Raw genomic sequence first — 24,673 nt, forward strand, 5'->3', positions numbered from 1 at the left:
TACCTAACCCATCTTCTCTCTGATTTTTTCATACATTTTTGGTGAAACCAAGAGCATCACGTACTTCAATTTATTTTTCCCTGTTATATTTGGATTAGGAATAATATCGTTGAAGTAACTAGTGTATTCTTTTCTGATTTTATTGACATCCGAATACATCTTTGAACTAAGCATAGCATGTACTACATGTAACCCCTTAAAGACATAACGTACAGTAAGTGCTTTCTTCATTTCCTTATCATTAGGATAATCTCTCTGAACAAATTCTCTATTCATCTCTATAGCCTTATAGAAGTCTAAAAATTTATCACTATAAGAAGAATTGACAATACTTCCAGGTCTTCTATAATATTTGTATAAATTGATGCATCCTACGGCAATTTCATTGCATGCTCCGATATGCTCAAAAGAGACAGCCAAATCTTCATAGATCATACCCTCTGGAAAAGGAAACTTCATCAAAATTTCTTTTTTGTATAGTTTTCCCCCTGGATGAGTTCCAACTATATTTCCATAAAACATCTCCTTCAAAGCTGTATAGCGATCTAATTTCAAAGAATCTATGTTAGTTAATGAACCTAAAAAATCCTCACTTTGGAAGTCCCTAACTTCGATGACGGAAGTTGCAACAAGATCAACATCATACTTCTTTTGAAGTTGCACTAAATACTCAACAGTTCTACGATCATAGTAATCATCAGAATCAATGAAAATTATCCACTCAGCAGAAGCAAACTTTACACCCGTATTTCGAGCATTAGAAAGGCCTCCATTCTCAATATGCAAGACTCTAATACGGTCATCTTCTTGGGCATACTTATCACATATTTTTCCAGAATCATCAGTAGAGCCATCATCTACCAAAATAATCTCAATATCCTTGTACGATTGATTAATTAAGCTATCAACACAATATTTCAAATAATCTTCAACGTTGTATACTGGAACAACAATCGAAACTTTCCCCATTATACTAATCCCTTCATGATAACTTCTACAATCTGTTGACAAGCTGTTCCATTCCCATAAGGATTGCTTGCCTTACTCATCTTGTTGTATTCCTCTTCATTTTCCAAAAGAAGCTTAAAATTCCTATAAATATTTTCTTCTTCTGTTCCTACCAATTTCAAAGTTCCTGCCGCAATCCCTTCGGGACGTTCTGTGGTATCACGCATGACTAAAACTGGTTTCCCTAAGGATGGAGCTTCTTCTTGAACTCCACCAGAATCTGTTAAAATCATGTAGCTTTGATTCATAAAATTATGGAAATCAATGACCTCTAAAGGTTCAATAATTTTCATACGTTCATTATCGCCAAATACTTTACTTGCCAACTCTCGAACCTTAGGGTTTTTATGAATTGGGTAAACAACCTTAACATCTTCAAATTCATTTAAAATACGGTTAACGGCATTAAACATATGCTCCATTGGTTGCCCAAGATTTTCACGTCTGTGAGCTGTCAGCATAATTAACTTACTGTCCTTAGCCCACTCTAAAATTGGGTGGTTGTAATCATCCTGAACAGTTGTCTTTAAGGCATCAATAACAGTATTCCCTGTTACAAAGATATTTTCTCTTCCCTCTTTTAGAAGATTCTCCTTTGCAACTTCTGTCGGGGCGAAATTATAATCTGCAATAATGGAAGTGGTTTGGCGGTTGAACTCTTCAGGAAACGGACTTTGAAGATTATAAGTTCGCAAACCTGCTTCTACATGCCCAACCTTGATACCCAAATAAAACGCAGCTAAAGCCGTAGCAAAAGTCGTAGTTGTATCACCGTGAACAAGAACGATATCTGGTTTTTCTTGCTCTAAAACTGTTTGAATCTTATCAAGAATACTAGTCGTGATTGTAAATAGAGTTTGGTTCGCTTTCATAATTCCTAAATCATAATCAGGAACTACTTCAAAAACATCCAAAACTTGTTCAAGCATTTCTTTGTGTTGGCCAGTTACACAGACAATAGTCTTAATTGAATCATTTTTCTTCAACTCATTTACTAATGGACACATTTTTATTGCTTCTGGACGTGTCCCAAAAACCAACATTACTTTTTTCATTTTGGTTCTCCCTGTATCTCTCTATACAACGCTCGATAATTTTCTAAAAACATAGGATAACTAAATTTTTCGTCATAGGTTTTTTTGGCTTGTAAAGCTAGACTATTTCTTAATGCTACATCTGTTGCTAATTTGTCTATTGCACCAGCTAGGGCAATCGGATCTTTTACTGGGACTAAGATTCCATTTTCATTTGTAACAACTTCGTTTAATCCCGGTATATCCGTGGCAACTAAGGTTTTGCTATTCATAAATGCCTCAATGGCAACTAAGCCAAATCCTTCAAATACTGAAGGCAAAACACAAAAATCAAAACTGTTGATACATTCCACGATATCCTTACGATATCCTAAAAATGTTACTGAATCTTGAAGATGTAGCTCTTTAACCTTATTCTCAAGTTCATTTCTAAGCTCACCATCACCAACGATAAACAATCGAATATCCTTTACCGTAAGTAAAGACATAGCTTCAATAAGATATATCAAGCCCTTCTGTTCAGATAATCTTGCAATACACCCTAGCTTTATTCCGTCGGAATTCACAATTTCATCAACCTTGTTATCTGTCTCTTTAAAGATAACTCCATTATAGATAACACTGCTGTCGGTAATTCCTACGTCTTCTTTTAGGTTTTTATTTACCGCCTCTCCTACTGCTACACTTTTAGCATTTTTTAAAGCAAATCTATATAGAGGTAATTTATCCTTAAAGACATTGTGAGCTGTATAAATGTGTTTTAATTTTGAATTAAAAAGCTTTAATAATCGGATATAAAAAGCAGCCATCCGGTGATGAGTGTGGACTATAGTAATCTCATTGTTTTTGATAATCTGGTGAATAGAATATAGAAGCTTTAATACTGTCAGTGGATTTTTACTATCAATATCTAAAATTTTATGATGTTGAATACCTTTAGCAGCAAGATTGCTCTCCCAAATTCCACCTGTAGATGCGACATGAACACTGTCAAACTCATCTTTCAAATCTGAGCTCAACTGGTAAACAATACGCTCTGCACCACCGATATCCATGGTACGTGAAATATGTAAAATATTATTTTTTCGACTTCCGTTTTTCATCTAAAACTCGCTTAATAAAAGTGACATTTCCTACGAAATACCGTTTAAAGAGGCGTTTAGGTTCATTTGCCACGCGGAACAACCACTCAAGATGTGCATTTTGCATCCATAGAGGAGCTCGTTTAATATGGCCAGATAAAACGTCAAAACTACCTCCAACTCCCATAAATACCGAATTTACACCATGATCCATGAACTTTTGGATAATGTATTCTTTCTTAGGAGAGGTAATCCCGACAAAAACAAAATCCGGATTTTTTGCTCGAATATCTTCTTGAATGCCATATTCATCTTCTTCAGAAAAATAACCATTACGATGCCCAAGGACTCGTAAATTTGGATAATCTTTCTTAAAGATTTCCAACATATCTATTAAAACTTCTTCCTTGGCACCAAAAAAATAAACCGAATAAGACTTTTCATTAGCTAAATGGAGTAATTTTTGCATCAAATCAATCCCAGCAACTCTCTCAGGAACTTGATAACCCAAAAAGCGAGAAGCTAGAACAACTGAAGCTCCATCTGCATTAATGATCTCAGAATCGTTCACTATCTTTTTAATCGATTCATCTGTCTGACATTGATTAATTTTGTCTGCGTTCACCCCCATTAGATGGAGTGGGCGTTGCTCAAGAACAAATTTTTCAACAGCTTGGACAGTTTCGTCCATTGTTAAGGGGTCAATTCTGACCCCCATTAAATCAAAACTATTCAATTTAATCTCCCCACGTAGACTCAAAATGACCCTTCCGTTCAGCTTCTTTTGGTAGTTGCATGTAATCACCATATATTTTTGTCAAATATTCATCAGGATTTGCATGACAACTAATTTGTAAGTTTTCAAACTCTAGTAATTGCGGTTCCCCGAACACTTCTTTTCTTGCGAGTTCTCGCTCGCGGTAAGAACCTAAGACATTTCCAACCATGGTACTAGTCTCGTAATCATATTGTTTAATGATATTTTGTAATTTTTTATTAATTTTTGAAGTGTTTAAGAGCTTATTTAATTTTAAGGCTTTGGAAACTTTCACAATTGCATTTTCGAACGAGCCTCTATCTCTTTCATGCAAACGATCGATGACAGAAATTTTAGACAAGGCACGATACAATTTTATTTTATTCGTATGCAACCAGTAGTGAAAACCATCTTCTGGATAACCATCTAAGGGAAAGATATCAATAAAGGGACTACACCATTCATTACCAAATTGAATTTGGACTGAAGTATCCATAATCGAAGTATTACCTAGATTATCATCGTGAAGTCTTAAAATAACACTTTCAGGAAGTTCTTTCTCACAGATTGACAAGAATTTTTCATAATCTTTTCTAGGCATTCCTAAATCCATATCATCATCCCATGGGATAAATCCTTTATGACGAATGGCACCTAGTAATGTACCACCTAAGGCGTAATAACGCAAATTATGTCTTTTACAAAGATCAATATAACTTTCTAAAAGAGTTAACTCTCCTAATTGAATCTCTCTCACTTTATCCATAGAATCACTTTGCTCCATCTCTCATCAACACTACTTTTATTGTTTTTAATAAAATTTCGAAATCTTTCCAAATTGTCCAATCATCGATATAAGCTACATCTAGTTTGACAACATCGTCAAAATTGGTAATTCCACTTCGACCACTAATTTGCCATAGCCCAGTAATGCCTGGTTTAAAACTCAATCGACGTTTCTGCTCAGGAGTATACTTTTCATACTCATCCACTGTTGGAGGACGAGTTCCAACTAGGCTCATGTCCCCAATCAGTACATTCCAAAACTGGGGTAACTCGTCAATACTAGTTTTACGTATAAAGCGACCAATTTCTGTAACTCGAGGGTCATTGTCCATCTTAAACATCCCACCCTGCATGGTATTCTGATCCATCAATTGCTGCTTGATTTCTTCTGCATCTACCCTCATGGAACGGAATTTATAAAATGTGAAATAGCGACCATTTTTACCAACTCGGGTTTGAGAGAAGATTGCTGGTCCACCATCTTTTCGAATCATTGGCACAAGGACTATACTTACAAGACCAAATATAATTAGTCCTACAATAGCACCAAGAATATCAATGATTCTCTTAGCAATGATATGACTAGGTTTATATAAATTTGTAGAGAAAGTTACTACATTCAAACCAGCCATCTCATGGATTTGTTTGTTTCTACCTAAATTCTTATCAAAGGCATTTAGATTAACAGTAACATCAATTCCCATCGTTTCAAATTGAGAAATAATGCTACCAATGTCATAATCCTCACTTGGCAAATTCACGAAAACCTCATCCACTACTTCGTGAGTTGCATAATGAATGAGATGTTCATGTGGAACAATCGTAACTTTATCATGTTTAAAATTTGGATCATCTAAGACACTCACTGCTACAAGCTTTCCAAAAACATCATTAGCAGTCAAGAGACGATCAATTACTTTCTCAGTACGTGTTGCCGCAGTTATCAAAAGAATTTTACGACTTCCTTTTAAATTATGGTTAAATTGTACCCAATATTTTTTTATAACAAAGCTGAGAATGTAGTTGGAAATCCCATATAATGAAAGGAAGTAAATCATTCCTCTTCTCGAAATCACAAATTGGTCTTTTAAAAAGAAACTAGAGAAACTAATTAACAAAGCAAAAAAGATAATGTATTTTATTGTCTCTATCAATTCGACCGATTGGCTTCGTTTGAAAAAATCCTTCCCATAACTACTGATGTAGAAGGCAGCAAAGTGAAGAAAATAAAGGACAAAAACAGTTTTTGCAACAATCTTTGTTTCTGTTACAGAAATTAGTATATAAGCTAATACACTAACCAGTATACTCTGCAAAAACGCTAGAGTTACGTTATAGAAACCCCTTCCTTCCATATATTTACTCCCTAAACTTATTTTTGACCGTAAGCACCATAGCTCCCGTAACCACCATATGTGCCATACTTTTCAAGATGAATATCGAACTTATTCAGAATAACACCAAGGAATGGTGTCCCAGTTTGTTCTAATTGGGTCTTAGCTTTTTGAACTTCTCTCCGTTTTGTTGCGGAAGCTTCAGTCACCAGGATAGAGGCGTCGCATTTTTGTACAATAATCGCTGCATCAATGACAACTCCGATAGGGGCCGTATCCACAATGATATAGTCAAAGTATTTGCGTAAAGTCTCAATCATTGCTTCAAATTTGTCACTTTGAAGCAGGGCAGTCGGGTTTGGTGAAACAGCCCCTGATTGAATGACAAACAAGTTTTCTACGCTTGTTTCACACAACCCATGAGATAGATCTTTGGTTCCTGATAAGTAGTCTGTCAAACCTGTAATTCTTTCTCGAGACTTAAAGACACCTGACATTACCGAATTTCGAATATCGGCATCAATAAGGAGCGTCTTATAGCCTGCACGCGCGAAAGCCCAAGCTATATTGGTTGAAGTGGTTGATTTCCCTTCTCCAGGTCGAACTGAAGAAATAGCAATCACTTTGAGACCATCTCCACTCAACTGGATATTGGTCCGTAATGCGTTATAATACTCCTCAGCTTTTTTTACAGAGTTTAATCGTTGTTCTGATAATTCTAACTTTGCCATGTTTACTCCCTTACTTTAATTTCTCTAGATTTGGAATAACTCCCAAAAGTGAGAGATGCATTACTTCTTCAATATCCTCTGGACGTTTTACACGGTCATCCAATAGTTCAACCAATAGAGCTAATAGAATGACAATACTTGCTCCTATACCAACACCAAAGATTGTATTGCGACGAATGTTTGGAGAGGATGGTGATAGAGCAGGGCGAGCTTCTTCTAAAGTAGTTACGTCAGATACTTTCGTAACAGAGATAATTTTTTGAGCGGCCACTTCTCTAAGAGCATTTGCTATTCGACTAGCTTCTTCAGGATTCCCATCTCTTACTGAAATTGACACTATACGAGTATCTGCTGGAACCGTTACTTGAACTTTTTTAGCGAGGGATTTTGCATCAAAACTCAACCCTTGATCAGCTACTACTTTTTCTAAAACATCTTGAGAAAGAATAATTTCACGGTAGTCTTTTACCAAGTAAGAACCAGCTTGCAAATCTTGATTAGTCAGACCAGGTTTATCTCCTTGGTTACGATTGACCACATAGATACGTGTGGTACTTGTAAATTGAGGTTTAACTACAAATGAACTATATCCAAAAGCAAGCGCACCTGTGACAATTGCTGCCAACGCTATTATCAATTTGCGTTTCCATAAAACTTTTAGCATTTGCACTACATCAATTTCGATTTTGTCTTGTTCTTTCATCGTTTCTCCTATATAATTTCATCTTTTATAATTTTTGAAGGATTTGTTTCAAAAAGCTCTTGAGCTTTTTCTTTGCCATATTTTCTACTTATCAAATCATAAGCTTCTCTCATATGAGGTCGTCTATCATCCAAATTATGCATATCACTCGCAACAACATGAACTAAATCTCTATCTAAAAAATAGCGAGCACGTTTCTTCATAAACTTATAAGTATCCCCAAATAGTTTCGGTTTTAGAACACTTGAACTGTTTATTTGCGTATAGCATCCCATATTGATGAGCTCTCTCACTCTTTTTTCATCATTTTCCAAAGCATGATAACGTTCAATATGAGCAATCACAGGTGTTACACCTAACATGAGAACTTTTGACAAGGCACTATGAATCTCTCGATAAGGTGTATTCATACTAAATTCAATTAAAGCATAGCGTGTGTCATTTAGTTTCGGGATAATATGATTTTCTAATTTATCTAGAATGTCGCTAGTAAAATATATCTCAGCACCATATAAAACTGTTAAGTCAGGAGCTATCTCCTTGGCTAGTTCCTGAACGATCTTAAAATTAGTAGCAATTTTATCTTCTGGTGTCTCAAACATTCCCTTTCGTCGATGAGAAGTTGAAACGATAGTCCGAGCACCTTGTGCGTAAGCTTCCTCAAGGAGGGCCTTGCTCTCAGCTTTATTTTTAGGTCCATCGTCAACATCGAAAACAATATGTGAATGAATATCAATCATCTTAGTTTCCTTCCATGGTATCTTTAATGGCCGCCTTAACAGTCTCCAAGTTTGTTGGATCGATTTCCAACATGTAAAGATTGCTATCTGGCATAGCGTAAGATGGAAGATCCATACGTCCAGTCCCTTTCAAATCTTGATTGGTAACGGTATATTTCCCACCACTTGCCAACTGAGTATTGACAAGACTAACCATTGTTTCTGGCGGCATATTGGTTTGAATCGAATCCTGCAAACTTTGAATAATACTGTCATAGTTTTTCAAAGATTCTGCCGAGGTTAATTTCTGGATAATCGCCGCAATAACTTTTTGTTGGTTACGACCACGATCCCCGTCACCATTAGCAAGCGAATAGCGTTCACGAACAAATCCCAAAGCTTGCTCAGAATCCAAATGAACATTTCCGACTGGAAAATGGTATTGTCCATGACGCGATGTAAATTCTTGGTCGTTATAAACATCAACACCGCCGAGAAGATCAATCAACTTCAAGAAAGAGGTGAAATTGAGACGAGCATAGTAGTTTAAGTCGATACCATAAAGATTTTCTAAGGTATGGATAGAAGCATCTACACCATAGATACCCGCATGTGTCAACTTATCGTTTTGGTTATTCCCGCCATCTGCGATAGGAACGTAGGCATCTCGAGGAGTTGTCGTCAAAAGAATCTTCTTAGTATCTTGATTCACTGTCATGATGATATTGACATCTGAGCGTGAAACAGAACTGATAGGACCATAGGTATCAATCCCGCTGATGTAGACATTGAAAGAATTTCCTGTAGCTACCTTAGGCGCTTCCACTTTCTTGGTCAAGTCCTTGGTATAGATTTTCTTAATCTTTTTAGCATGGTCAGGATATTCCTGTTCAATTAGATTTTCAAAAACACTATTCAAGACAATCGCTTTGGTTTCTCCATTTATCAAACTCTTATAGGATGCTAGATAAGAAGAAGCTTCCTCAACTGTCAATTCCTTGCTTTGAGTTGTTTTAATGTCATCTATCAATTTTTGAATATTCTCAGCATCTGTTCCTGTTGGAGCAGTTACACTAGAAAGTTGAGAAACGTTATTAATCTCACTGTCTGCTAGCACTGCCACACTCATAGAGTAGCTTGAATAATTTGAAGTTGCATTAAATTGATTGGCGAGCCCTACAAATCGATTGACAGCTACTAATGCTACCGAACTAAATAAGACTGAGACTAGCAGTATTATCAAGGTAAAAATTTTAGCTTTTCGATTTACTATCAGCAACAGAGACAATAACGCGATAAGAACTAAAACCACTGCCAAGATAATATTAAAATAGCTGACCGCTAAAATCTGATATTTAAAAATCAAAAACAATAAAAAAGAAGCTAGAACAGCATAGATTAGCAACAAACCTATGTTTAAGCTCTGCTGAAATTTACTAGATTTACTTTTTTTTATGCGTCTATTTTTCATGGAATACCTCTTCAAAACATTTTAGTTTAATTATATCATAAATCGCCTCTCAAGACCATCAACACCAATCAAGAAAGCGCTCGCTTTTGGGAAGTGTTTTCGTTTTTTATATTTACTATAGTTTTTATTGCTTTTTGTGTTTCCAAAATACAAATATAATAAAAAATAGAGCTATTTAAAAGCTCTATTTTTTTATTATTTAACGTGACTTTCGAATTCTTTTTGACTCTTTTCGACTGAGTTTTTACGTTCTTGTTCCCATTTGGCTTTAGCTTCGTCAAATTGAGCAGTTGTTACCACTTCTGTTTGCAATTTCATGTACTTATAGTTACTTCCAGTACCTTTGATTCCGACAAGTGAGTAAGCTCGTGTAAATGGTGTCACACGTGTTACTGAAGCTCCACCACCGTTTGAATTTACAGGGAGCAACAGCGAACTATCAATCAGCCAAGCTTGTGCATCTGCATAATTTTCATAACGTTTGGCTACGTTTGTATTTTCTGCATCTGCCGCTTTCAATTTTTTAGTATATTGGTCCAATCCGATATTTGTAATCTTAGCTGTGTCCTTACTTGGATCAAGTCCTAAAATCTTGAGATAGAATCCATCCTCAGCATTGAAAGGATTGAGGTAAGTTGAAGGATCTTGGTAGTCAGCTGACCATCCATCCAAGTTCAAATCATAGTCATGATCTGCAGGAGTTGGTGCTTGAACTGTTGCATTTGTATAATCATCTGTTGACAATTGGATAACATCAACCACTACATTTTCAGAACCGAGCGTTGATTCGATTGATTGTTTGATTGAGTTTGTTCCAGAAAGCAAGGTCTTGTTAACCTGGTCTACAGGCAAGTCCAAATGAATTGGGAAGCTCACACCTTGTGCTTCCAATTCTTTTTTAGCTTCTGCAAACTTCGCTTGTGCTTTTTCTTTATTGAAATAACCGTCTTGAGCATCTTCAAGATTCATATTTGACCATTGTGTACCATAGTTTACCAACTTAGATGAAACTGTCTCACCAAAAGTCTTGTCACCTACTTGCACGAAAGTTGGTGGTACAAGCGAGTTACGAAGAGTGTTTTTAGCTGCTTCTTCTCCATTAGACTGAGCCGAATAAGCTGTACGGTCAATGGCAAAGTTGATCGCTTGACGGAAATTTTTATTCAAAACTGCAGCTTGAGTTGCTTGTTTTTGCTCATCACTTGTTTTTGCAGTATGGTTATAAGCACCGCGGTTGACGTTAAAGTTATAGTACCAAGATGTCGCATCCTGCAGGCTATAGACGATGTTGTCCTTGTACTTTTCCTTTGTCTTAGCAAAGTTTGAACTATTTGGGTAGACACCGGCAGATGAGTAGGCTCCGCTTTCGAAATTGCGGATAGTCATATCTTGGTCAGAACCATCAACATAAGCCAATTTAACTTTTTCAATCGTTACTTTTTCTTGGTCGTAGTAATGTGGGTTCTTCATGTACTCAAGAGATGATTTTGATGTAAATTCTTTTAACAGATATGGACCGCTATAAAGAATACCATCTGGTTTTAATTCCCCAAATTCTTTACCTTTAGAAGTTAAGAACTCTTCATTGACTGGGAACAAGATACTATTGGTAGTCTTAGAGTTCCAGAATGGTTCTGGACGTGTCAAAGTATATTGGACAGTGTAATCATCTAGAGCCTTAACTCCAACATTTGAAAAGTCAGTATTTGCGCCTGTCACATAATCATCTAATCCCTTGATTGAGTTCTGAATCAAATCGAGAGCTTGACTCTTGTTATCAGCTGCATACTTGATACCTGTAACGAAATCTTGTGCTTTAATTTGGGCATACTCTTCCCCGTCAGCAGTGAACCATTTTGCATCTTGACGAAGTTTATAAGTGTAAGTCAAGTCATCCTTTGAAACACTCCAATCTTCTGCAAGAGCAGGAATGAGATTTCCATAATTGTCATTTTCAAGCAAACCATCTACCAAGTTGGTTACAACAGCGGTATTATCACCAGAGTAGTCCAACAGGTAGTTGAAGGTTGTCGGGTCGGCACCAAATGTTGACGAGTAGGTTTTAACATCTGATGCTGACTTCCCACACGCTGTCAATAAGACCGCCGCGGCAAGCGTCAACCCCGCTCCAATCAGTCGTTTTTTGAGTTTCATGATTCATTTTCTCCTTAAATGTTAGGTTTTATGACATATGTCTATTTTATCAAATTTCACCCCAAAAGTAAAGTTATTTAATTTTTTGCACCTCGTCACTAAGACGAAAAAAAGAAAGAAATCCCGCATAAAATCAAGATTTCTTTCATCATTGTTTAAGATTATTTAACGTGGTTCGCTAACTCTTTTTGATATTTAGCGTTTGTTTCAAGTTTCTCTTTTTGCCATTTCTTAAGAGCTTCTTCGTATTCTTTAGTGGTTACAATATCATTTTGCAACTCTAAACCTTTAAATACAAACGGATCTCCCTTGATACCAACTTGAGAGTAGGCTTTCGAAAATGGTACTGTACGACTAACTGTAGGAGAACCTCCTGAAGATGCTACAGGGATGAGGAGTGAGCTATCAGATACCCAAGCCTGTGCTTTAGCATATTTTTCATAGCGTTTGTTAAGGTCGGTTGTTTCTGATGCTGCGTCATCCAAGAGTTTCTTGTACTCATCAAGTCCAACTTGAGCCATGACTTCTGGATCTTTACCTTTTGTGATACCCAAGTGTTTAAGGGCAGAACCCTTCTTAGCATCCAAGATATTTAGATAGGTAGCTGGATCTTGATAGTCTGGTCCCCAACCAGTTCCATTCAAGTCATAGTCTTTTTGAGAAGGAACCTTAGCTTGAGAAGTAATACTCATTTTCTCATTATCTGTCATTTGAAGCACATCGATGACAACATTTTCAGTCCCAAGCGCTGCTTCGACAGATTGTTTGAGGGAGTTGGTTTGTTGAACAGCAATGACATCTGTCTGTTCAACTGGAATATCCAAATGGATTGGGAAGGTTACACCTTTAGCTTGCAATTCTGATTTTGCTTTTTCAAAGGCAGCTTTTGCTTTTGTTGGATTGTAAATAGTGTCTTTACCATCTGTCAAAGCTACATCTTTCCACTGGTCTCCGTATGTTACCAGTTGCTCTTGAGCCAATTCACCAAAGGTCTTTTCACCGACCTGAACATAGTCATAAGGTACAAGACTGGTACGGATAATCTTGTCCGCTCCTTCTTCACCATTCATCTGAGCAGAGTAAGAATGACGGTCAAGAGCAAAGTTGATTGCCTGGCGGAAGTTTTTATTGAGAAGAGCTTCTTTTGTAGAAGTCTTTTGTGCTTCATCTGTCTTTGCTGTTTTATTGTAAGACTGACGATTCACGTTGAAAGTAAAGTAATAGCTGGTCGCTTCTTGTGGACTATAGACAATCTTATCCCCGTATTCTTGCTTAGTTGAATCAAAGTTTGAACTTGTTGGGAAGAGACGAGCTGTTGTATAAGCTCCTGATGAGAAACTACGAATCAATGATTCTTGGTCAGATCCATCGTAGAAAGTAAGTTTGACGTGGTCAATCTTAACATTGTCTTTATCCCAATAATTTGGATTTTTTTCGTACTCGATTACTGATTTTGAAGTGAAGTTCTTCAAAATATATGGTCCATTATAGAGAATCCCTGAAGGTGTTGCTGCACCATAATCTTTACCTTGAGAATTCAGGAATTCTTCATTAACTGGAAGCATAGTCGCTGTTGTTACCTTAGAATTCCAGAAGCTTTCTGGCTGGTTCAAGGTGTATTGAACAGTGTAGTCGTCAATTGCTTTAACTCCAACTGTTGAAAAGTCATTGCTTTCCCCACTGACATATTCTGCTAAACCTTTGATAGAATCTTGGATCAGACTTAAGCCATCTGACTTACCATCAGCAGCATGCTTCAAACCAGTCACAAAGTCTTGAGCCTTGACCTCGGCGTACTCCTCACCTTCAGAAGTATACCATTTGACACCTTTACGTAGTTTGTAGGTATAGGTCAAACCGTCTTTTGAAACCGACCAGTCTTCAGCAAGAGATGGAATCAAGTTTCCGTATTTGTCATTTTCCAAGAGTCCGTCGACCAAGTTAGCAATGACGTCCGATGTTGAACTTTTACTAGTAACGCTATAGTCCAATGTTGATGGATCGATGGCATATACGTATGAAAATGTTGTAGGAGCATCTGCTTTTTTCTCTGTCTTTCCACAAGCCGCTAAAAGAAGAGCTGCACTCATCGTTATCCCTGCTACTGCGAGCAACTTTTTCGATTTCATCGGTATTCTCCTTTAAAATACTATTTTTCACCATTATACCCTATTTTTTTATAAAAGCAAGGGTTTTAAGGGTATTTTTTAGAAAATTCAAAATTATATTTTTTTAAGAAATTTATACACTTATTTTAGAAAAAACTCAAGCATCTTGGATACTTGAGTTTTTTAGGTTTAATTGGCCAATTCGACACAGAATGCATCCCAAGGAGCTAGTGTTAGTTGCTTGAGATTTTCTTGAACCTCGGTGTTAGCAACCAAGATTGATTTGAGAACCCCATTAAAGTGAAATTCTTGTTCTTGATTTGAGAGGTTAGCTACTACTAGGAAACGGCGTTCCCCATCCTTGCGAATATAGGCAAAGACTTTCTCAGCCGTTTCTAATAATTCAAAGTCAGCTTGAACTAGCCAGCTGTTTTCTTTGCGAATCTGAACTAATTTTTGATAAGTATAGAAGATAGAATTTGGATTTGCTAAAGCCTCTTCTACATTAATCTTCGCATAGTTTGGATTGACTCCTAACCATGGTTTCGAGCTTGAAAAGCCAGCGTAGTCTGTAGTATCCCACTGCATTGGGGTACGCGCATTGTCACGCCCAATCACACGAATGCTATCCATGATTTGCTCTAGCGGTACACCTTGTTCTAGCGCTTCTTTGGCATAGTTGATAGATTCAATATCTTCTACTTGGTCCAAGCTTTCAAATGGGAAATTGGTCATGCCAATTTCTTCGCCTTGATAAATGTAAGGTGTTCCTCTCATGAGATGAAGCAAGATTGCATACGCTTTAGCAGATTTTTCGCGGTATTCTCGGTCATTTCCCCAGATAGAGACGATTCGTGGAAGGTCATGGTTATTCCAGAAAAGGGAATTCCAGCCATCCTCAACTCCTAACTCTGTCTGCCACTTGTTGAAAATCTCTTTTAATTTCCCTACATTTAGCTCTTTTTGGTAGTGCCACTTAGGTTGTCCTTCCTGATACTGAAGACAGATATGTTCAAATTGGAAGACCATAGACAACTCTTGACCTTCTGGATTCGAATATTTCTTGGCCTCTTCTGGATTTGCTCCCCAAGTTTCCCCTACTGTCAAAAGGTCTTTGCCACCGAAAGTAGCCTGATTCATTTCCTTGAGGTAGGGATGAAGCATGGGACCATTGTTGACAACCTTCTGGTCAGGTATCTTCCCAATCATGTCAATAACGTCCATACGGAATCCACCAATCCCTTTATCAATCCAGAAATTCATCATCTCATAGATTTTATGGCGGAGCTCTTCGTTTTCCCAATTGAGGTCTGGTTGTTTCTTACTGAAAAAGTGTAGATAGTATTGACCAGATTTTTCATCATGTTCCCATGCAGAACCACTAAAAGTAGAGGTTAAATCATTGGGTTTATCTCGCCAAATATAGTAGTCACGTTCGGGACTTTGAGGATTTTCACGCGCTTCAATAAACCAAGCATGCTCATCGGATGTATGATTGACAACCAAGTCCATGATGATTCGAATATCTCGTTTTTTGGCTTCAGCAATCAACTGGTCCATGTCTTCCATAGTTCCAAAGATAGAAGCGATGTCTTGATAATTGGCAATATCATAACCATTGTCATCCATAGGGCTATCATAAACTGGAGAAAGCCAAATTGCCGTAATTCCTAGCTTAGCTAGGTAGTCTAACTTGCTAGTAATTCCTGGTAAATCACCAATCCCATCTCCATTACTATCCTTGAAGCTTTTAGGGTAGACTTGATAGACAACTGCATTATGCCACCATTTTTCTTGCATATTTTCACCTCTTTTAAATTCACTTTACTCCATCATAGACTTTTTTCCTCGTTTATGCAAGCGTTTGCTTTATCTTTTTTTCTTACTTTTGTGACTCTCTAGTTTCTTATCTTCTATTTTTTTTATATAATAGAAGTCAGAGGTAAAAAAATGAAAAAACAAGCTTTTAGTTCTGAACAATATTTGAATCTGCAACGCGACCATATCTTGGAACGCATCAACCAATTTGACGGCAAACTCTACTTGGAGTTTGGTGGCAAAATGCTAGAAGATTTCCACGCTGCCCGTGTACTTCCTGGATATGAACCAGATAATAAAATCAAACTCTTACAAGAATTGAAGGAGCAAGTTGAGGTTGTTATCGCTATTAACGCTAGCAATATCGAGCACTCAAAAGCTCGTGGAGACTTGGGCATTTCTTATGACCAAGAAGTGCTTCGTTTGATCGATAAATTCAATGAACTCGGTATCTTTGTTGGTTCAGTTGTCATTACTCAATATGCTGGTCAACCCGCTGCTGATGCCTTCCGTAATCAATTAGCTAAAAATGGGATTGACTCTTATCTCCACTACCCAATCAAGGGATATCCGACAGATATGGATCACATCATCTCTCCTGAAGGTATGGGGAAAAACGACTATATCAAAACTAGTCGTAACTTGATTGTTGTGACTGCTCCTGGGCCTGGTTCAGGTAAGTTGGCAACTTGTATGTCTAACATGTACCACGACCAAATCAACGGTATCAAGTCTGGCTATGCCAAATTTGAAACCTTCCCAGTTTGGAATCTTCCACTTCATCATCCTGTCAACTTGGCTTATGAAGCTGCTACAGCAGACCTTGACGATGTCAATATGATTGACCCATTCCATCTCCAAACTTACGGAGAAACTACCGTCAACTATAATCGTGATATCGAGATTTTCCCTGTCCTCAAGCGTATGCTCGAACGTATCTTGGGCGAATCTCCTTATGCATCTCCAACTGACATGGGTGTAAATATGGTTGGTTTTGCAATCACTGATAACGATGCTGCAATTGAAGCATCGAAACAAGAGATTATCCGTCGCTACTACCAAACAGTTCTCGACTTCAAGGCTGAAAAAGTTGCTGAGTCTGCTGTCAAGAAAATCGAACTTCTTATGAATGATCTCGGCATCACGCCAGCCGACCGTAAGGTTGCTGTTGCCGCTCGACAAAAAGCTGAAGAAACAGACGGGCCTGCTCTAGCACTTGAGTTACCTTCTGGTGAAATTGTCACTGGTAAGAACTCGGAACTCTTCGGTCCAACAGCAGCTGCCGTGATCAATGCTATCAAGAAGTCAGCGAACATCGATACCGAAACAAAATTAATTGAACCAGAAGTGGTGAAACCAATCCAAGGTTTGAAAATCAATCACTTAGGTAGTCGCAATCCACGTCTTCATTCTAACGAGATTCTTATCGCTCTTGCAATCACAGCTATGCAGAATCCTGATGCAGACCGCGCTATGAAAGAACTCGGAAACCTCAAGGGAAGCGAAGCTCATTCTACGATTATCTTAACAGATGAAGACAAGAATGTTCTCCGTAAATTGGGAATTAACGTAACCTTTGATCCCTACTACCAATACGACCGTTTATATCGTAAGTAGATTGAAGACTAGTAAGAACTTCTTATCAAGTATCACCCCTCTTCGATAGACTTCGAATCTCTCTTAAGGGGTGACTTTCTTTTATGCTAGAATTCTGACAATCTCCAATTATCTTCTTTTCTAATTATTCTAACATTACTTCGGGAGTTTATTAAAAATGAGAGAATTACTCAGTCAAAAAGGGCAAAGGCAATTAAAGATTTTAGAATATTTGTTTGAAAATCCTGATTGGATTTACCTAGATGATTTATCTAAAACCATTGGACACAATGCTCGCATCATTAAAAGTGATATCAAAGAATTACGTGAAATCTTTCCTGATTTTGATATTCGACACTCAACTGCGGGGATTATGATGGTGAATACGAAAAATAATGGCATCGAGCGAATTTACCAATATTTTTTACAGACGTCTGAATATTTTCAAATTTTAAAAGCATTTTTCCTTTTGGACAGCCCCTTTACCTATGAGCATCTTGCCGAATCTCTGGATATTTCCCTTCCTTCTTTGAGAAAGAAAATTGCGGATATCAATAAGACACTTGATGGAACTTACCGCTTTAAGCTCAAGGTAACCCCAATCTCTATTATTGGAAATGAAAAAGATATTCGATTTTTCTTCTCCCAATTTTTCCACGAAGCTTATAATTTTCTGGACTGGCCCTTTGAGGAGGTTAAGGAAGAAAATATAAATGATTTTGTCTCTTTCTTCATCAATTTGGCGAAATTCCCTGCAAAATATCAAAATCTTTACCAAATCAGAACGCAGGCTACAGTCGATTTGCACCGAATGAAGAGAGGATATTTCGTTCAGTTATCAAAACAAAACATTTCCTGGTTAAATCCTATTTTCGACCAACTACCCGATTTTCAGCATCAGTTACAAGAATTGGCCCAAGGACTTAACATTGATATCAATCCGGAAAATCTCTATCAAATCTTCAGTCCATTTGCTGAACCTAGCCTCTTCTTCACAGTCGAAGACTTTCTAGCTGCTCGTCAATCTGACGAAAAAGTTAATTTGTCCTATCATGCTGCACGAGATATTCTGGACAACTTAACTCGAAGATTTAGTGTTCAATTTTCAAATACGGATACTTTAATTTGGAACTTGCACAATACTGCCTTACTCGAGCGAAGAGAAATCAACTCCGAATCGATCATTTCACAAAATAAAGACTATACACTTGGAAAGATTAAAAAATTCTTCCCTAATTTTTATGAAGCAACAGTCTTTGAAATGATGCGCTATAAGAATATTATGGGACAAAAGGAGAAGATACCTGCTCTTTCTCACCTGATCTACACCCTGTTTACTCACGCAGAGGGGCTTACAGATCAATTATTTGAACATAAAAAGAAAGTCAAAGTCTTAGTTCTTAGTGAGTATGACTTTGCTCATCCAGAATTCTTGATATCTCTCTACGAATTCCATACTTCAAATAACATCCAGTATGAAACTTGGGATAAAGAAACCCTAAATATCGAAGAAATTAGGCAAAGTGACTATGACGCTATTATCACTAATTTTGATATTAAAGAAATCGATAATAAGCGAATCATGAACATTAGTCGACTATCTATCCTGCAAGTTGTTAACGAACTCAATAAGATTTCCATGCAAGATTTATAATTTTAAAAACCTCCTAGAAAAATCTAGGAGGTTTTTATGAATCTCTGTTTTTCTAAAAAATCATGAGCCAATCACATCATTCAAAATCAAGTGTTTGATTCTTAACCACAAGCTTGGTATGGGCTGTTATATATTGTCGGTCAAGGGTTTTCGTAATTTCCCCTTCTTCGTTTATAATATGCCAAGCTCCATCTTTATGAACAACCATAGCAACTTCTTGTTTGTTTTTATCTTCATTCTTAACAGACAAGGCATAGGCATCGTCGACCCCCTCTAGCAAGACTTCTTTGTTGCTACTGAGTGTCAGTAGATAATAAGCTCCGTCTCGAACACCAATATCGTATTGTTGATTCACAAATATGGTTTTGTCATAGCTAGGTCCTGGTTCAGAAGTTCCTGATCCATTTCTAAGGATATCCGTATAAAAACCTTTTTGTTTTTCTGATTCTGCCTGTTCTTGAGATTTGATAAATTTCTGAACTGCAGCAATCTTTTCACTCTCTTGTTTCTTTGAAGCTCTCATTTGATGAATCACTACAGTCCGAATCAAAAACGAGCTTGCAAACAAGAGTCCTATGATAGATGAAATTTTCCCCTTTTTCATTTCCGCTCCAATCTCCTTATACTTCACTATTAACTACTTTTCTATAGTATAACAAGATTTTTATAGGTTGACAAGAAATGTTGGAATTCAGTAACAGGACTTCCTTATTCTACCGTTACAGACTTAGCAAGGTTCCGTGGTTTGTCCACATCGAATCCACGGTGAAGGGTTGCAAAGTAAGCGACTAGTTGCGTTGGTACGACCATTGAGATTGGTGAGAGGTAAGGGTGGACCGTTGTAAGGACGATATCGTCTGTATCTTTAGCAACATTTTCTTCTGCAATGGTAAGGACCTTAGCGCCACGCGCTGCCACTTCCTGGATATTTCCACGAGTGTGGTTGGCAAGAACTGGGTCTGACAAGAGAGCTAAAACTGGTGTTCCTTCTTCAATCAAGGCGATCGTTCCGTGCTTGAGTTCTCCAGCCGCAAAACCTTCACACTGGATATAAGAAATCTCTTTGAGTTTGAGACTGGCTTCCATGGCTACATAGTAATCTTGCCCACGCCCGATGTAAAAGGCATTGCGTGTTGTTTCAAGAAGGTCACGAACCTTGGCATCAATCAATTCTTTTTCTGAAAGGGTTGACTCGATAGACTGAGCCACGATAGACAACTCATGAACCAAATCGAAAGCTTGGGCTTTTTCATTGCCATTTGCTTCACCAACCGCTTTTGCAAGGAAGGCAAGGGCTGCGATTTGCGCAGTATATGCCTTGGTTGAAGCTACAGCAATTTCAGGACCTGCATGAAGTAACATAGTATGGTTGGCTTCACGTGACAGAGTTGATCCTGGAACATTTGTCACTGTCAAGCTTGGGATTCCCATTTCATTAGCCTTAACCAAAACCTGACGGCTATCAGCTGTTTCACCAGACTGACTGATAAAGATGAAAAGCGGTTTCTTGCTGAGAAGTGGCATCCCATAGCCCCACTCAGAAGAGATTCCAAGTTCAACTGGCGTATCTGTCAATTCTTCTAGCATCTTTTTAGAAGCAAATCCTGCGTGGTAAGAAGTTCCAGCTGCAAGGATGTAGATACGGTCTGCATCTTGAACAGCCTTGATGATAGCTGGGTCTACCACTACTTGACCAGCCTCATCTGTATAAGCTTGGATCAACTTACGCATCACCGTTGGTTGCTCATCGATTTCCTTAAGCATGTAGTAAGGGTAAGTTCCCTTACCGATATCAGACAAATCAAGTTCAGCAGTGTAGCTAGCACGCTCACGGCGATTTCCATCATAGTCTTGTACTTCGACGCTATCAGCTTTCACGATGACCAACTCTTGGTCATGGATTTCCATGTATTGGTTAGTCTCACGAATCATGGCCATGGCGTCTGAGCAGACCATGTTATAGCCTTCTCCAAGACCAATCAAGAGTGGTGATTTGTTTTTCGCTACATAGATGACATCTGGATTTTCAGAGTCAATCAAGGCAAAAGCATAAGAACCACGGATGATGTGAAGAGCTTTTTTGAAGGCTTCAAGTACTGACAAGCCGTCTTCTTCTGCAAATTTCCCAATCAAGTGAACAGCGATTTCTGTATCTGTTTGTCCCTTGAAATGATGTCCTGCAAGGTATTCTTCCTTAATTTCAAGATAGTTTTCGATCACCCCATTGTGGACCAAGACAAAACGTCCTGTCTCAGAGCGATGTGGGTGAGCGTTATCTTCTGTTGGTTTTCCGTGAGTGGCCCAACGAGTATGTCCGATACCAGTTGTCCCCTCAACCCCAGCTGTCTTAGCAGACAATTCTGCGATACGACCAACAGCCTTAACCAAATGGCTTTCAGCACCACCTAGAACAAAAATTCCAGCCGAATCGTAACCACGGTATTCGAGTTTTTCAAGTCCTTGAATCAAAATATCAGTTGCATTTGTGTTTCCAACAACACCAACAATTCCACACATAGTATATACGACACAGGCAAGCTGCGCTTTCTCCTTATCGAAATTGGTATAGTCTGATTTTCTGTTTTTAGAATCAGTGAAAACAGTATATACTTGTTTCTTTTACTTGTCAAGAATAAAAATTGGTATAGCTCAATTGTTTTTAAACTCCAAACAAAAAACCATTCAAGAAATAGCTCTTGAACGGCTGGAAATTATAATTATTTGCAGTGTTATTATTGCAACAAATATATCTAAGATAAGAATTTTTACTAATGATTTCGCCCCAGCCCAAGATAGGCATAGGTTCGAGTGTGTGGACAATCTTTTTCCATCTTCACCCTAAAATAAAACCGATGCTCCCTACCATCCTTGGCATTTTCCTTGTTTAAGACAAAGTAGTCCTTTTGGTTAATAGCCATGGTTCGTAGGATGTCGTCAACCAAAAAAGTCAAGGGTACATTCATGGCAGAGTATTTTTGAAAATCTTCCTCAAAGCGGATATAGTCATCCGAGAAATAGTCCATCTGCAATTTATTTTCATACAACTCTTTTCTAGTCATCAACTTCCTCCTGACAAAGTTGGATTGCGAGAATATCATCTACCCTTATCAATCTATAACCCTCATCCGTTTTAACAGAGATTTCTTGAGGAGATAATTCTCTTACTTCACCCAATATCGTGCTTTTATGATTTTTCTCCTTGACCATAAAAGAGCCTTTTAGTCGCCCAACGTAGAGCTGGGAAAGTAGCAACAACTTCTCGACTGGATTCAAATCTGTCGATAAATCGACACGATTTTTTTCTGCACTGAGTGAACTGGTATGCTCCGATAGAAAAAAGCCCATCCACTTCTGCATGCCTGGATCCTGATAATCCCTCGCGGATTGGAAGGGCAAATAAGAGCGATCAATCATTTTAGTCCATCTAATCCTCCAGCAGAGTGCCCTCCGATCAGCTTACTTCTGGCAATACTTCTCGATGCATCCTCTAAGGCAGTCGCCTTCAAAAGGGAAGTAAAGCCGAATTGCTCTCGAATCGAATCAATGGCAGTCTGGAGCCTTTCTTCTTTTTCTACATTATCAACATCATCAAAAAGGGAAATCATCGCAAAGGATTCATCCACAAATCCTGAATAACTAACGGCAACACTTCTGACGGCTCCAGAAGTATATTTGCTATGGAATAATCTCAGTACATAACTGACTAAAAGACCGGTATTATTGGTCGGCTCCACCTTCATCTGGGTATGGATGGAGCGTTTTTGTTCCTGCTTAGAAAAACCAAGATGAATAGACACAACTGTCGTCTTCTTTCTGGCCCGTCGAAGCCTGATAGCCACCTGTTCAGCCATCTCTCGAAGGATAATTTCGATATCTCGCTGCTTAACGTAGTCTCTCGGTAAAATTTGTGAATTGCCCAAGCCATGAGATTTGGCTTTATAGGGTGTATGAACATTACTCTCATCAATTCCATTGGCATGGAACCACAAGCGAAGTCCAGCTTGGCCAAGCTCCTTCTTCAGGACATCAGGATTGCTATTGGCTAATTCCTTAATCGAATAGATTTCCAAACTATTCAAGCGCTTCTCCATCCGATGCCCAATCCCCCAAAAGTCGGTCATATTTGGAATGGACCATACCTTGTCTTCCACATCCTGGTAAGACCAATTGGCTCGCATAGTCGGTGTGTGCTTGGCTTCATTATCCAAGGACAACTTAGCAAGCAGAGGATTGGCATTCGACATACCGACTGTTGAGTAAATCCCGGTCTGCCGCCAGATATCTCTCTGGATACGAGCCGAAAGCATGTCCAGCTTATCTTTACGAGAAATCTGCTGGTCCGGGACAAAATAATTGAGCGAACTGGTTAGGTCAATAAAGCCTTCATCAATTGAATAAGGATAAATATCATCTGGACTGCCATAATTCTGGAAAATGCGCTGAATTTCCATGTTGACTGCGATATACTTATCCATCCGAGGAGGGACAATGACGGTCACCCGAGCCCAATCTTCGATAAATTTCACATAGTCCGGGTCTGTCCGTAAGCCTTGTTTCTTGGCATTGTAGTAGGAAAATTTACGTGTCTTGATATCAAAGGGGAGGTCATAGGCACGACCGACATTTGCTTTGCCAAAGACCTTTTTGAACATAGGTGAGGAGGCAAGAATAAGCCCAACAGAATTATCCGCACGACTCATGACACAAAGGGAGGTTTTAAGGGGATGGAGTCCTCTTTCTACACACTCAACACTGGCATAAAAGGACTTCATATCAACAAAGGCAATATCACTTTTGGGCTCTCTGGAATAATCAAAGTAGCCCATAGCCTATCCCTCCATGGGTACAAAATTGCCCACAATAATACCCACAATCCGCGGATCTTCCTCATAAGAAATGTGAATATCCTTATATTTAGGATTGATGGAGACCAAACGCAGACCATCTTCTTCTCGATAGACCCGTTTGATATAGGTCTGGTTATTGCAAACCACTGCATAGACAGCACCGTCATAATCAAATCCGGTCTCTCGAATCAGAGCTACTGAACCATTTTGATATTTGGGTTCCATGGAATCTCCAGACACCCATGAAGCAAAATCGTGAGCTAGTTCTTCATTGAAATAAACCGTATCAAAGTTTCGATCATCATAAACTGAAGCACCGATACCAGCCGACATGCGTTCATAGACATGATACTCGAGAAGTTTTTCTGAAATAGCTGTAACTTTCTTGGCTTGTTCTTCTTGAGCCAAGTTGCGAGCATAGACTACCACCTGTTCTTTTCCTTTATTGGAAAGGCTATTATAGAGACGGACAATTTCGATTTGAGTAAAATAGCCTTTTGGTACTTTTAAAATCTCTTCTAGCTGTTTAACTTTTTCTTTAGAAGGCTCCTTGACTCCACGCTCCCAAGCTGAATAAGCCTGAAAACTAATTCCAAGTCGCTCTGCAATCTCTTTCTGTGTTAGCTTTAACTCTTTTCTCCGAGCTTTGAGTTTTTCTGGTTGGTACATGTTTTACCTCCTAGCGTGATGTTTTAATCGTAAGTTGACTTTATTTTAAAAATTCAACCATTTTGGTTTAGTTTTATTATATAAAAAAAGTAGACGAATGTCTAGTAGGAAAATCTAACTTTAAAGTACGCTTGCTTCATCATCATAAAATGAGCATGACTCACAAATAAATAAGAAAACCATCTCAAATTTGATGAGATGG

21 protein-coding genes are annotated in these 24,673 nt (G+C 38.2%); 2 read left to right on the forward strand and 19 right to left on the reverse strand.

The window, feature by feature from the left end:
* Positions 1-3: 3 nt before the first annotated feature.
* The 13 genes from QM859_RS06330 to QM859_RS06390 form a co-directional block, all read right to left on the reverse strand.
* A complete protein-coding gene (locus tag QM859_RS06330; RefSeq protein ID WP_074324975.1) occupies positions 4-969 on the reverse strand; it encodes a glycosyltransferase family 2 protein in 966 nt (321 codons plus the stop codon).
* Positions 969-2,063 (reverse strand): non-hydrolyzing UDP-N-acetylglucosamine 2-epimerase, encoded by a 1,095-nt coding sequence (gene wecB / locus QM859_RS06335; protein ID WP_414262480.1) that lies wholly within the window; start codon positions 2,061-2,063, stop codon positions 969-971. The genes QM859_RS06330 and wecB overlap by 1 nt, the downstream gene beginning before the upstream one ends.
* Entirely contained in the window at positions 2,060-3,145 is a 1,086-nt protein-coding gene (locus tag QM859_RS06340; protein WP_414262481.1) for a glycosyltransferase family 4 protein, read from the reverse strand. Before QM859_RS06340 ends, wecB begins: the two co-directional genes overlap by 4 nt.
* Positions 3,120-3,842 carry a WecB/TagA/CpsF family glycosyltransferase gene (locus QM859_RS06345; protein WP_414262717.1) on the reverse strand — a complete coding sequence of 241 codons (723 nt, stop codon included), beginning with the start codon at positions 3,840-3,842 and terminating at the stop codon, positions 3,120-3,122. Before QM859_RS06345 ends, QM859_RS06340 begins: the two co-directional genes overlap by 26 nt.
* 19 nt (positions 3,843-3,861) lie before the next feature.
* Entirely contained in the window at positions 3,862-4,647 is a 786-nt protein-coding gene (locus QM859_RS06350; RefSeq protein ID WP_414262718.1) for a LicD family protein, read from the reverse strand.
* A 4-nt stretch (positions 4,648-4,651) separates the two neighbouring features.
* Positions 4,652-6,022, reverse strand: coding sequence for a sugar transferase (locus QM859_RS06355; protein ID WP_414262482.1), 1,371 nt, complete (start codon positions 6,020-6,022; stop codon positions 4,652-4,654).
* Between the two features lie 17 nt (positions 6,023-6,039).
* Entirely contained in the window at positions 6,040-6,732 is a 693-nt protein-coding gene (locus QM859_RS06360; protein WP_414262484.1) for a tyrosine-protein kinase, read from the reverse strand.
* Between the two features lie 10 nt (positions 6,733-6,742).
* Positions 6,743-7,435, reverse strand: coding sequence for a CspC family polysaccharide chain length determinant protein (locus QM859_RS06365; protein WP_414262485.1), 693 nt, complete (start codon positions 7,433-7,435; stop codon positions 6,743-6,745).
* 8 nt (positions 7,436-7,443) lie between these two features.
* The gene (cps4B, locus tag QM859_RS06370; protein WP_414262486.1) at positions 7,444-8,175 is read right to left on the reverse strand and encodes a capsular polysaccharide biosynthesis protein Cps4B; all 732 of its coding nucleotides are present in this window, start codon (positions 8,173-8,175) and stop codon (positions 7,444-7,446) included.
* A 1-nt stretch (position 8,176) separates the two neighbouring features.
* Complete coding sequence (cpsA, locus tag QM859_RS06375; protein ID WP_414262487.1) at positions 8,177-9,625, reverse strand: LCP family glycopolymer transferase CpsA; 1,449 nt, start codon at positions 9,623-9,625, stop codon at positions 8,177-8,179.
* 195 nt (positions 9,626-9,820) lie between these two features.
* Positions 9,821-11,779 carry a peptide ABC transporter substrate-binding protein gene (locus tag QM859_RS06380; RefSeq protein ID WP_414262488.1) on the reverse strand — a complete coding sequence of 653 codons (1,959 nt, stop codon included), beginning with the start codon at positions 11,777-11,779 and terminating at the stop codon, positions 9,821-9,823.
* Positions 11,780-11,940: 161 nt separating this feature from the next.
* Positions 11,941-13,908 carry a peptide ABC transporter substrate-binding protein gene (locus QM859_RS06385; RefSeq protein ID WP_414262489.1) on the reverse strand — a complete coding sequence of 656 codons (1,968 nt, stop codon included), beginning with the start codon at positions 13,906-13,908 and terminating at the stop codon, positions 11,941-11,943.
* 168 nt (positions 13,909-14,076) lie between these two features.
* Entirely contained in the window at positions 14,077-15,687 is a 1,611-nt protein-coding gene (locus QM859_RS06390) for a glycoside hydrolase family 13 protein (protein ID WP_414262490.1), read from the reverse strand.
* A gap of 150 nt (positions 15,688-15,837) precedes the next feature.
* Here QM859_RS06390 and QM859_RS06395 point away from each other — a divergent pair, with 150 nt between their 5' ends.
* Together QM859_RS06395 and QM859_RS06400 are read left to right on the forward strand one after the other, a co-directional pair.
* Complete coding sequence (locus tag QM859_RS06395) at positions 15,838-17,322, forward strand: DUF1846 domain-containing protein (protein WP_414262491.1); 1,485 nt, start codon at positions 15,838-15,840, stop codon at positions 17,320-17,322.
* A 157-nt stretch (positions 17,323-17,479) separates the two neighbouring features.
* Positions 17,480-18,955, forward strand: coding sequence for a M protein trans-acting positive regulator PRD domain-containing protein (locus QM859_RS06400; protein WP_414262492.1), 1,476 nt, complete (start codon positions 17,480-17,482; stop codon positions 18,953-18,955).
* Positions 18,956-19,031: 76 nt separating this feature from the next.
* Here QM859_RS06400 and QM859_RS06405 read toward each other — a convergent pair whose 3' ends face one another.
* The 6 genes from QM859_RS06405 to QM859_RS06430 form a co-directional block, all read right to left on the reverse strand.
* Positions 19,032-19,559, reverse strand: coding sequence for a hypothetical protein (locus QM859_RS06405; RefSeq protein WP_414262493.1), 528 nt, complete (start codon positions 19,557-19,559; stop codon positions 19,032-19,034).
* Between the two features lie 104 nt (positions 19,560-19,663).
* Positions 19,664-21,472: a glutamine--fructose-6-phosphate transaminase (isomerizing) gene (gene glmS / locus QM859_RS06410; protein ID WP_414262494.1), complete on the reverse strand. Its 1,809-nt coding sequence runs from the start codon at positions 21,470-21,472 to the stop codon at positions 19,664-19,666.
* Between the two features lie 251 nt (positions 21,473-21,723).
* Positions 21,724-22,014 (reverse strand): DUF5960 family protein, encoded by a 291-nt coding sequence (locus QM859_RS06415; protein WP_414262495.1) that lies wholly within the window; start codon positions 22,012-22,014, stop codon positions 21,724-21,726.
* Entirely contained in the window at positions 22,007-22,369 is a 363-nt protein-coding gene (locus QM859_RS06420; RefSeq protein ID WP_414262496.1) for a hypothetical protein, read from the reverse strand. Before QM859_RS06420 ends, QM859_RS06415 begins: the two co-directional genes overlap by 8 nt.
* Positions 22,366-23,781 (reverse strand): Y-family DNA polymerase, encoded by a 1,416-nt coding sequence (locus tag QM859_RS06425; protein WP_414262498.1) that lies wholly within the window; start codon positions 23,779-23,781, stop codon positions 22,366-22,368. The genes QM859_RS06420 and QM859_RS06425 overlap by 4 nt, the downstream gene beginning before the upstream one ends.
* Positions 23,782-23,784: 3 nt before the next feature.
* Positions 23,785-24,471, reverse strand: a complete 687-nt coding sequence (locus QM859_RS06430; protein WP_414262500.1) for an XRE family transcriptional regulator — start codon at positions 24,469-24,471, stop codon at positions 23,785-23,787.
* Between the last annotated feature and the right edge of the window lie 202 nt (positions 24,472-24,673).

Origin of the sequence: Streptococcus infantis, from assembly GCF_047463175.1 — a bacterium.
GTDB classification, from domain to species: domain Bacteria; phylum Bacillota; class Bacilli; order Lactobacillales; family Streptococcaceae; genus Streptococcus; species Streptococcus infantis_AC.

What these genes read in the sequence shown, in the direction of transcription:
- QM859_RS06330 (WP_074324975.1), bottom strand. Translation starts at nt 969, where the DNA reads ATGGGGAAAGTTTCGATTGTTGTTCCAGTATACAACGTTGAAGATTAT.
- wecB (WP_414262480.1), bottom strand. Translation starts at nt 2,063, where the DNA reads ATGAAAAAAGTAATGTTGGTTTTTGGGACACGTCCAGAAGCAATAAAA.
- QM859_RS06340 (WP_414262481.1), bottom strand. Translation starts at nt 3,145, where the DNA reads ATGAAAAACGGAAGTCGAAAAAATAATATTTTACATATTTCACGTACC.
- QM859_RS06345 (WP_414262717.1), bottom strand. Translation starts at nt 3,842, where the DNA reads ATGGGGGTCAGAATTGACCCCTTAACAATGGACGAAACTGTCCAAGCT.
- QM859_RS06350 (WP_414262718.1), bottom strand. Translation starts at nt 4,647, where the DNA reads ATGGATAAAGTGAGAGAGATTCAATTAGGAGAGTTAACTCTTTTAGAA.
- QM859_RS06355 (WP_414262482.1), bottom strand. Translation starts at nt 6,022, where the DNA reads ATGGAAGGAAGGGGTTTCTATAACGTAACTCTAGCGTTTTTGCAGAGT.
- QM859_RS06360 (WP_414262484.1), bottom strand. Translation starts at nt 6,732, where the DNA reads ATGGCAAAGTTAGAATTATCAGAACAACGATTAAACTCTGTAAAAAAA.
- QM859_RS06365 (WP_414262485.1), bottom strand. Translation starts at nt 7,435, where the DNA reads ATGAAAGAACAAGACAAAATCGAAATTGATGTAGTGCAAATGCTAAAA.
- cps4B (WP_414262486.1), bottom strand. Translation starts at nt 8,175, where the DNA reads ATGATTGATATTCATTCACATATTGTTTTCGATGTTGACGATGGACCT.
- cpsA (WP_414262487.1), bottom strand. Translation starts at nt 9,625, where the DNA reads ATGAAAAATAGACGCATAAAAAAAAGTAAATCTAGTAAATTTCAGCAG.
- QM859_RS06380 (WP_414262488.1), bottom strand. Translation starts at nt 11,779, where the DNA reads ATGAAACTCAAAAAACGACTGATTGGAGCGGGGTTGACGCTTGCCGCG.
- QM859_RS06385 (WP_414262489.1), bottom strand. Translation starts at nt 13,908, where the DNA reads ATGAAATCGAAAAAGTTGCTCGCAGTAGCAGGGATAACGATGAGTGCA.
- QM859_RS06390 (WP_414262490.1), bottom strand. Translation starts at nt 15,687, where the DNA reads ATGCAAGAAAAATGGTGGCATAATGCAGTTGTCTATCAAGTCTACCCT.
- QM859_RS06395 (WP_414262491.1), top strand. Translation starts at nt 15,838, where the DNA reads ATGAAAAAACAAGCTTTTAGTTCTGAACAATATTTGAATCTGCAACGC.
- QM859_RS06400 (WP_414262492.1), top strand. Translation starts at nt 17,480, where the DNA reads ATGAGAGAATTACTCAGTCAAAAAGGGCAAAGGCAATTAAAGATTTTA.
- QM859_RS06405 (WP_414262493.1), bottom strand. Translation starts at nt 19,559, where the DNA reads ATGAAAAAGGGGAAAATTTCATCTATCATAGGACTCTTGTTTGCAAGC.
- glmS (WP_414262494.1), bottom strand. Translation starts at nt 21,472, where the DNA reads ATGTGTGGAATTGTTGGTGTTGTTGGAAACACAAATGCAACTGATATT.
- QM859_RS06415 (WP_414262495.1), bottom strand. Translation starts at nt 22,014, where the DNA reads ATGACTAGAAAAGAGTTGTATGAAAATAAATTGCAGATGGACTATTTC.
- QM859_RS06420 (WP_414262496.1), bottom strand. Translation starts at nt 22,369, where the DNA reads ATGATTGATCGCTCTTATTTGCCCTTCCAATCCGCGAGGGATTATCAG.
- QM859_RS06425 (WP_414262498.1), bottom strand. Translation starts at nt 23,781, where the DNA reads ATGGGCTACTTTGATTATTCCAGAGAGCCCAAAAGTGATATTGCCTTT.
- QM859_RS06430 (WP_414262500.1), bottom strand. Translation starts at nt 24,471, where the DNA reads ATGTACCAACCAGAAAAACTCAAAGCTCGGAGAAAAGAGTTAAAGCTA.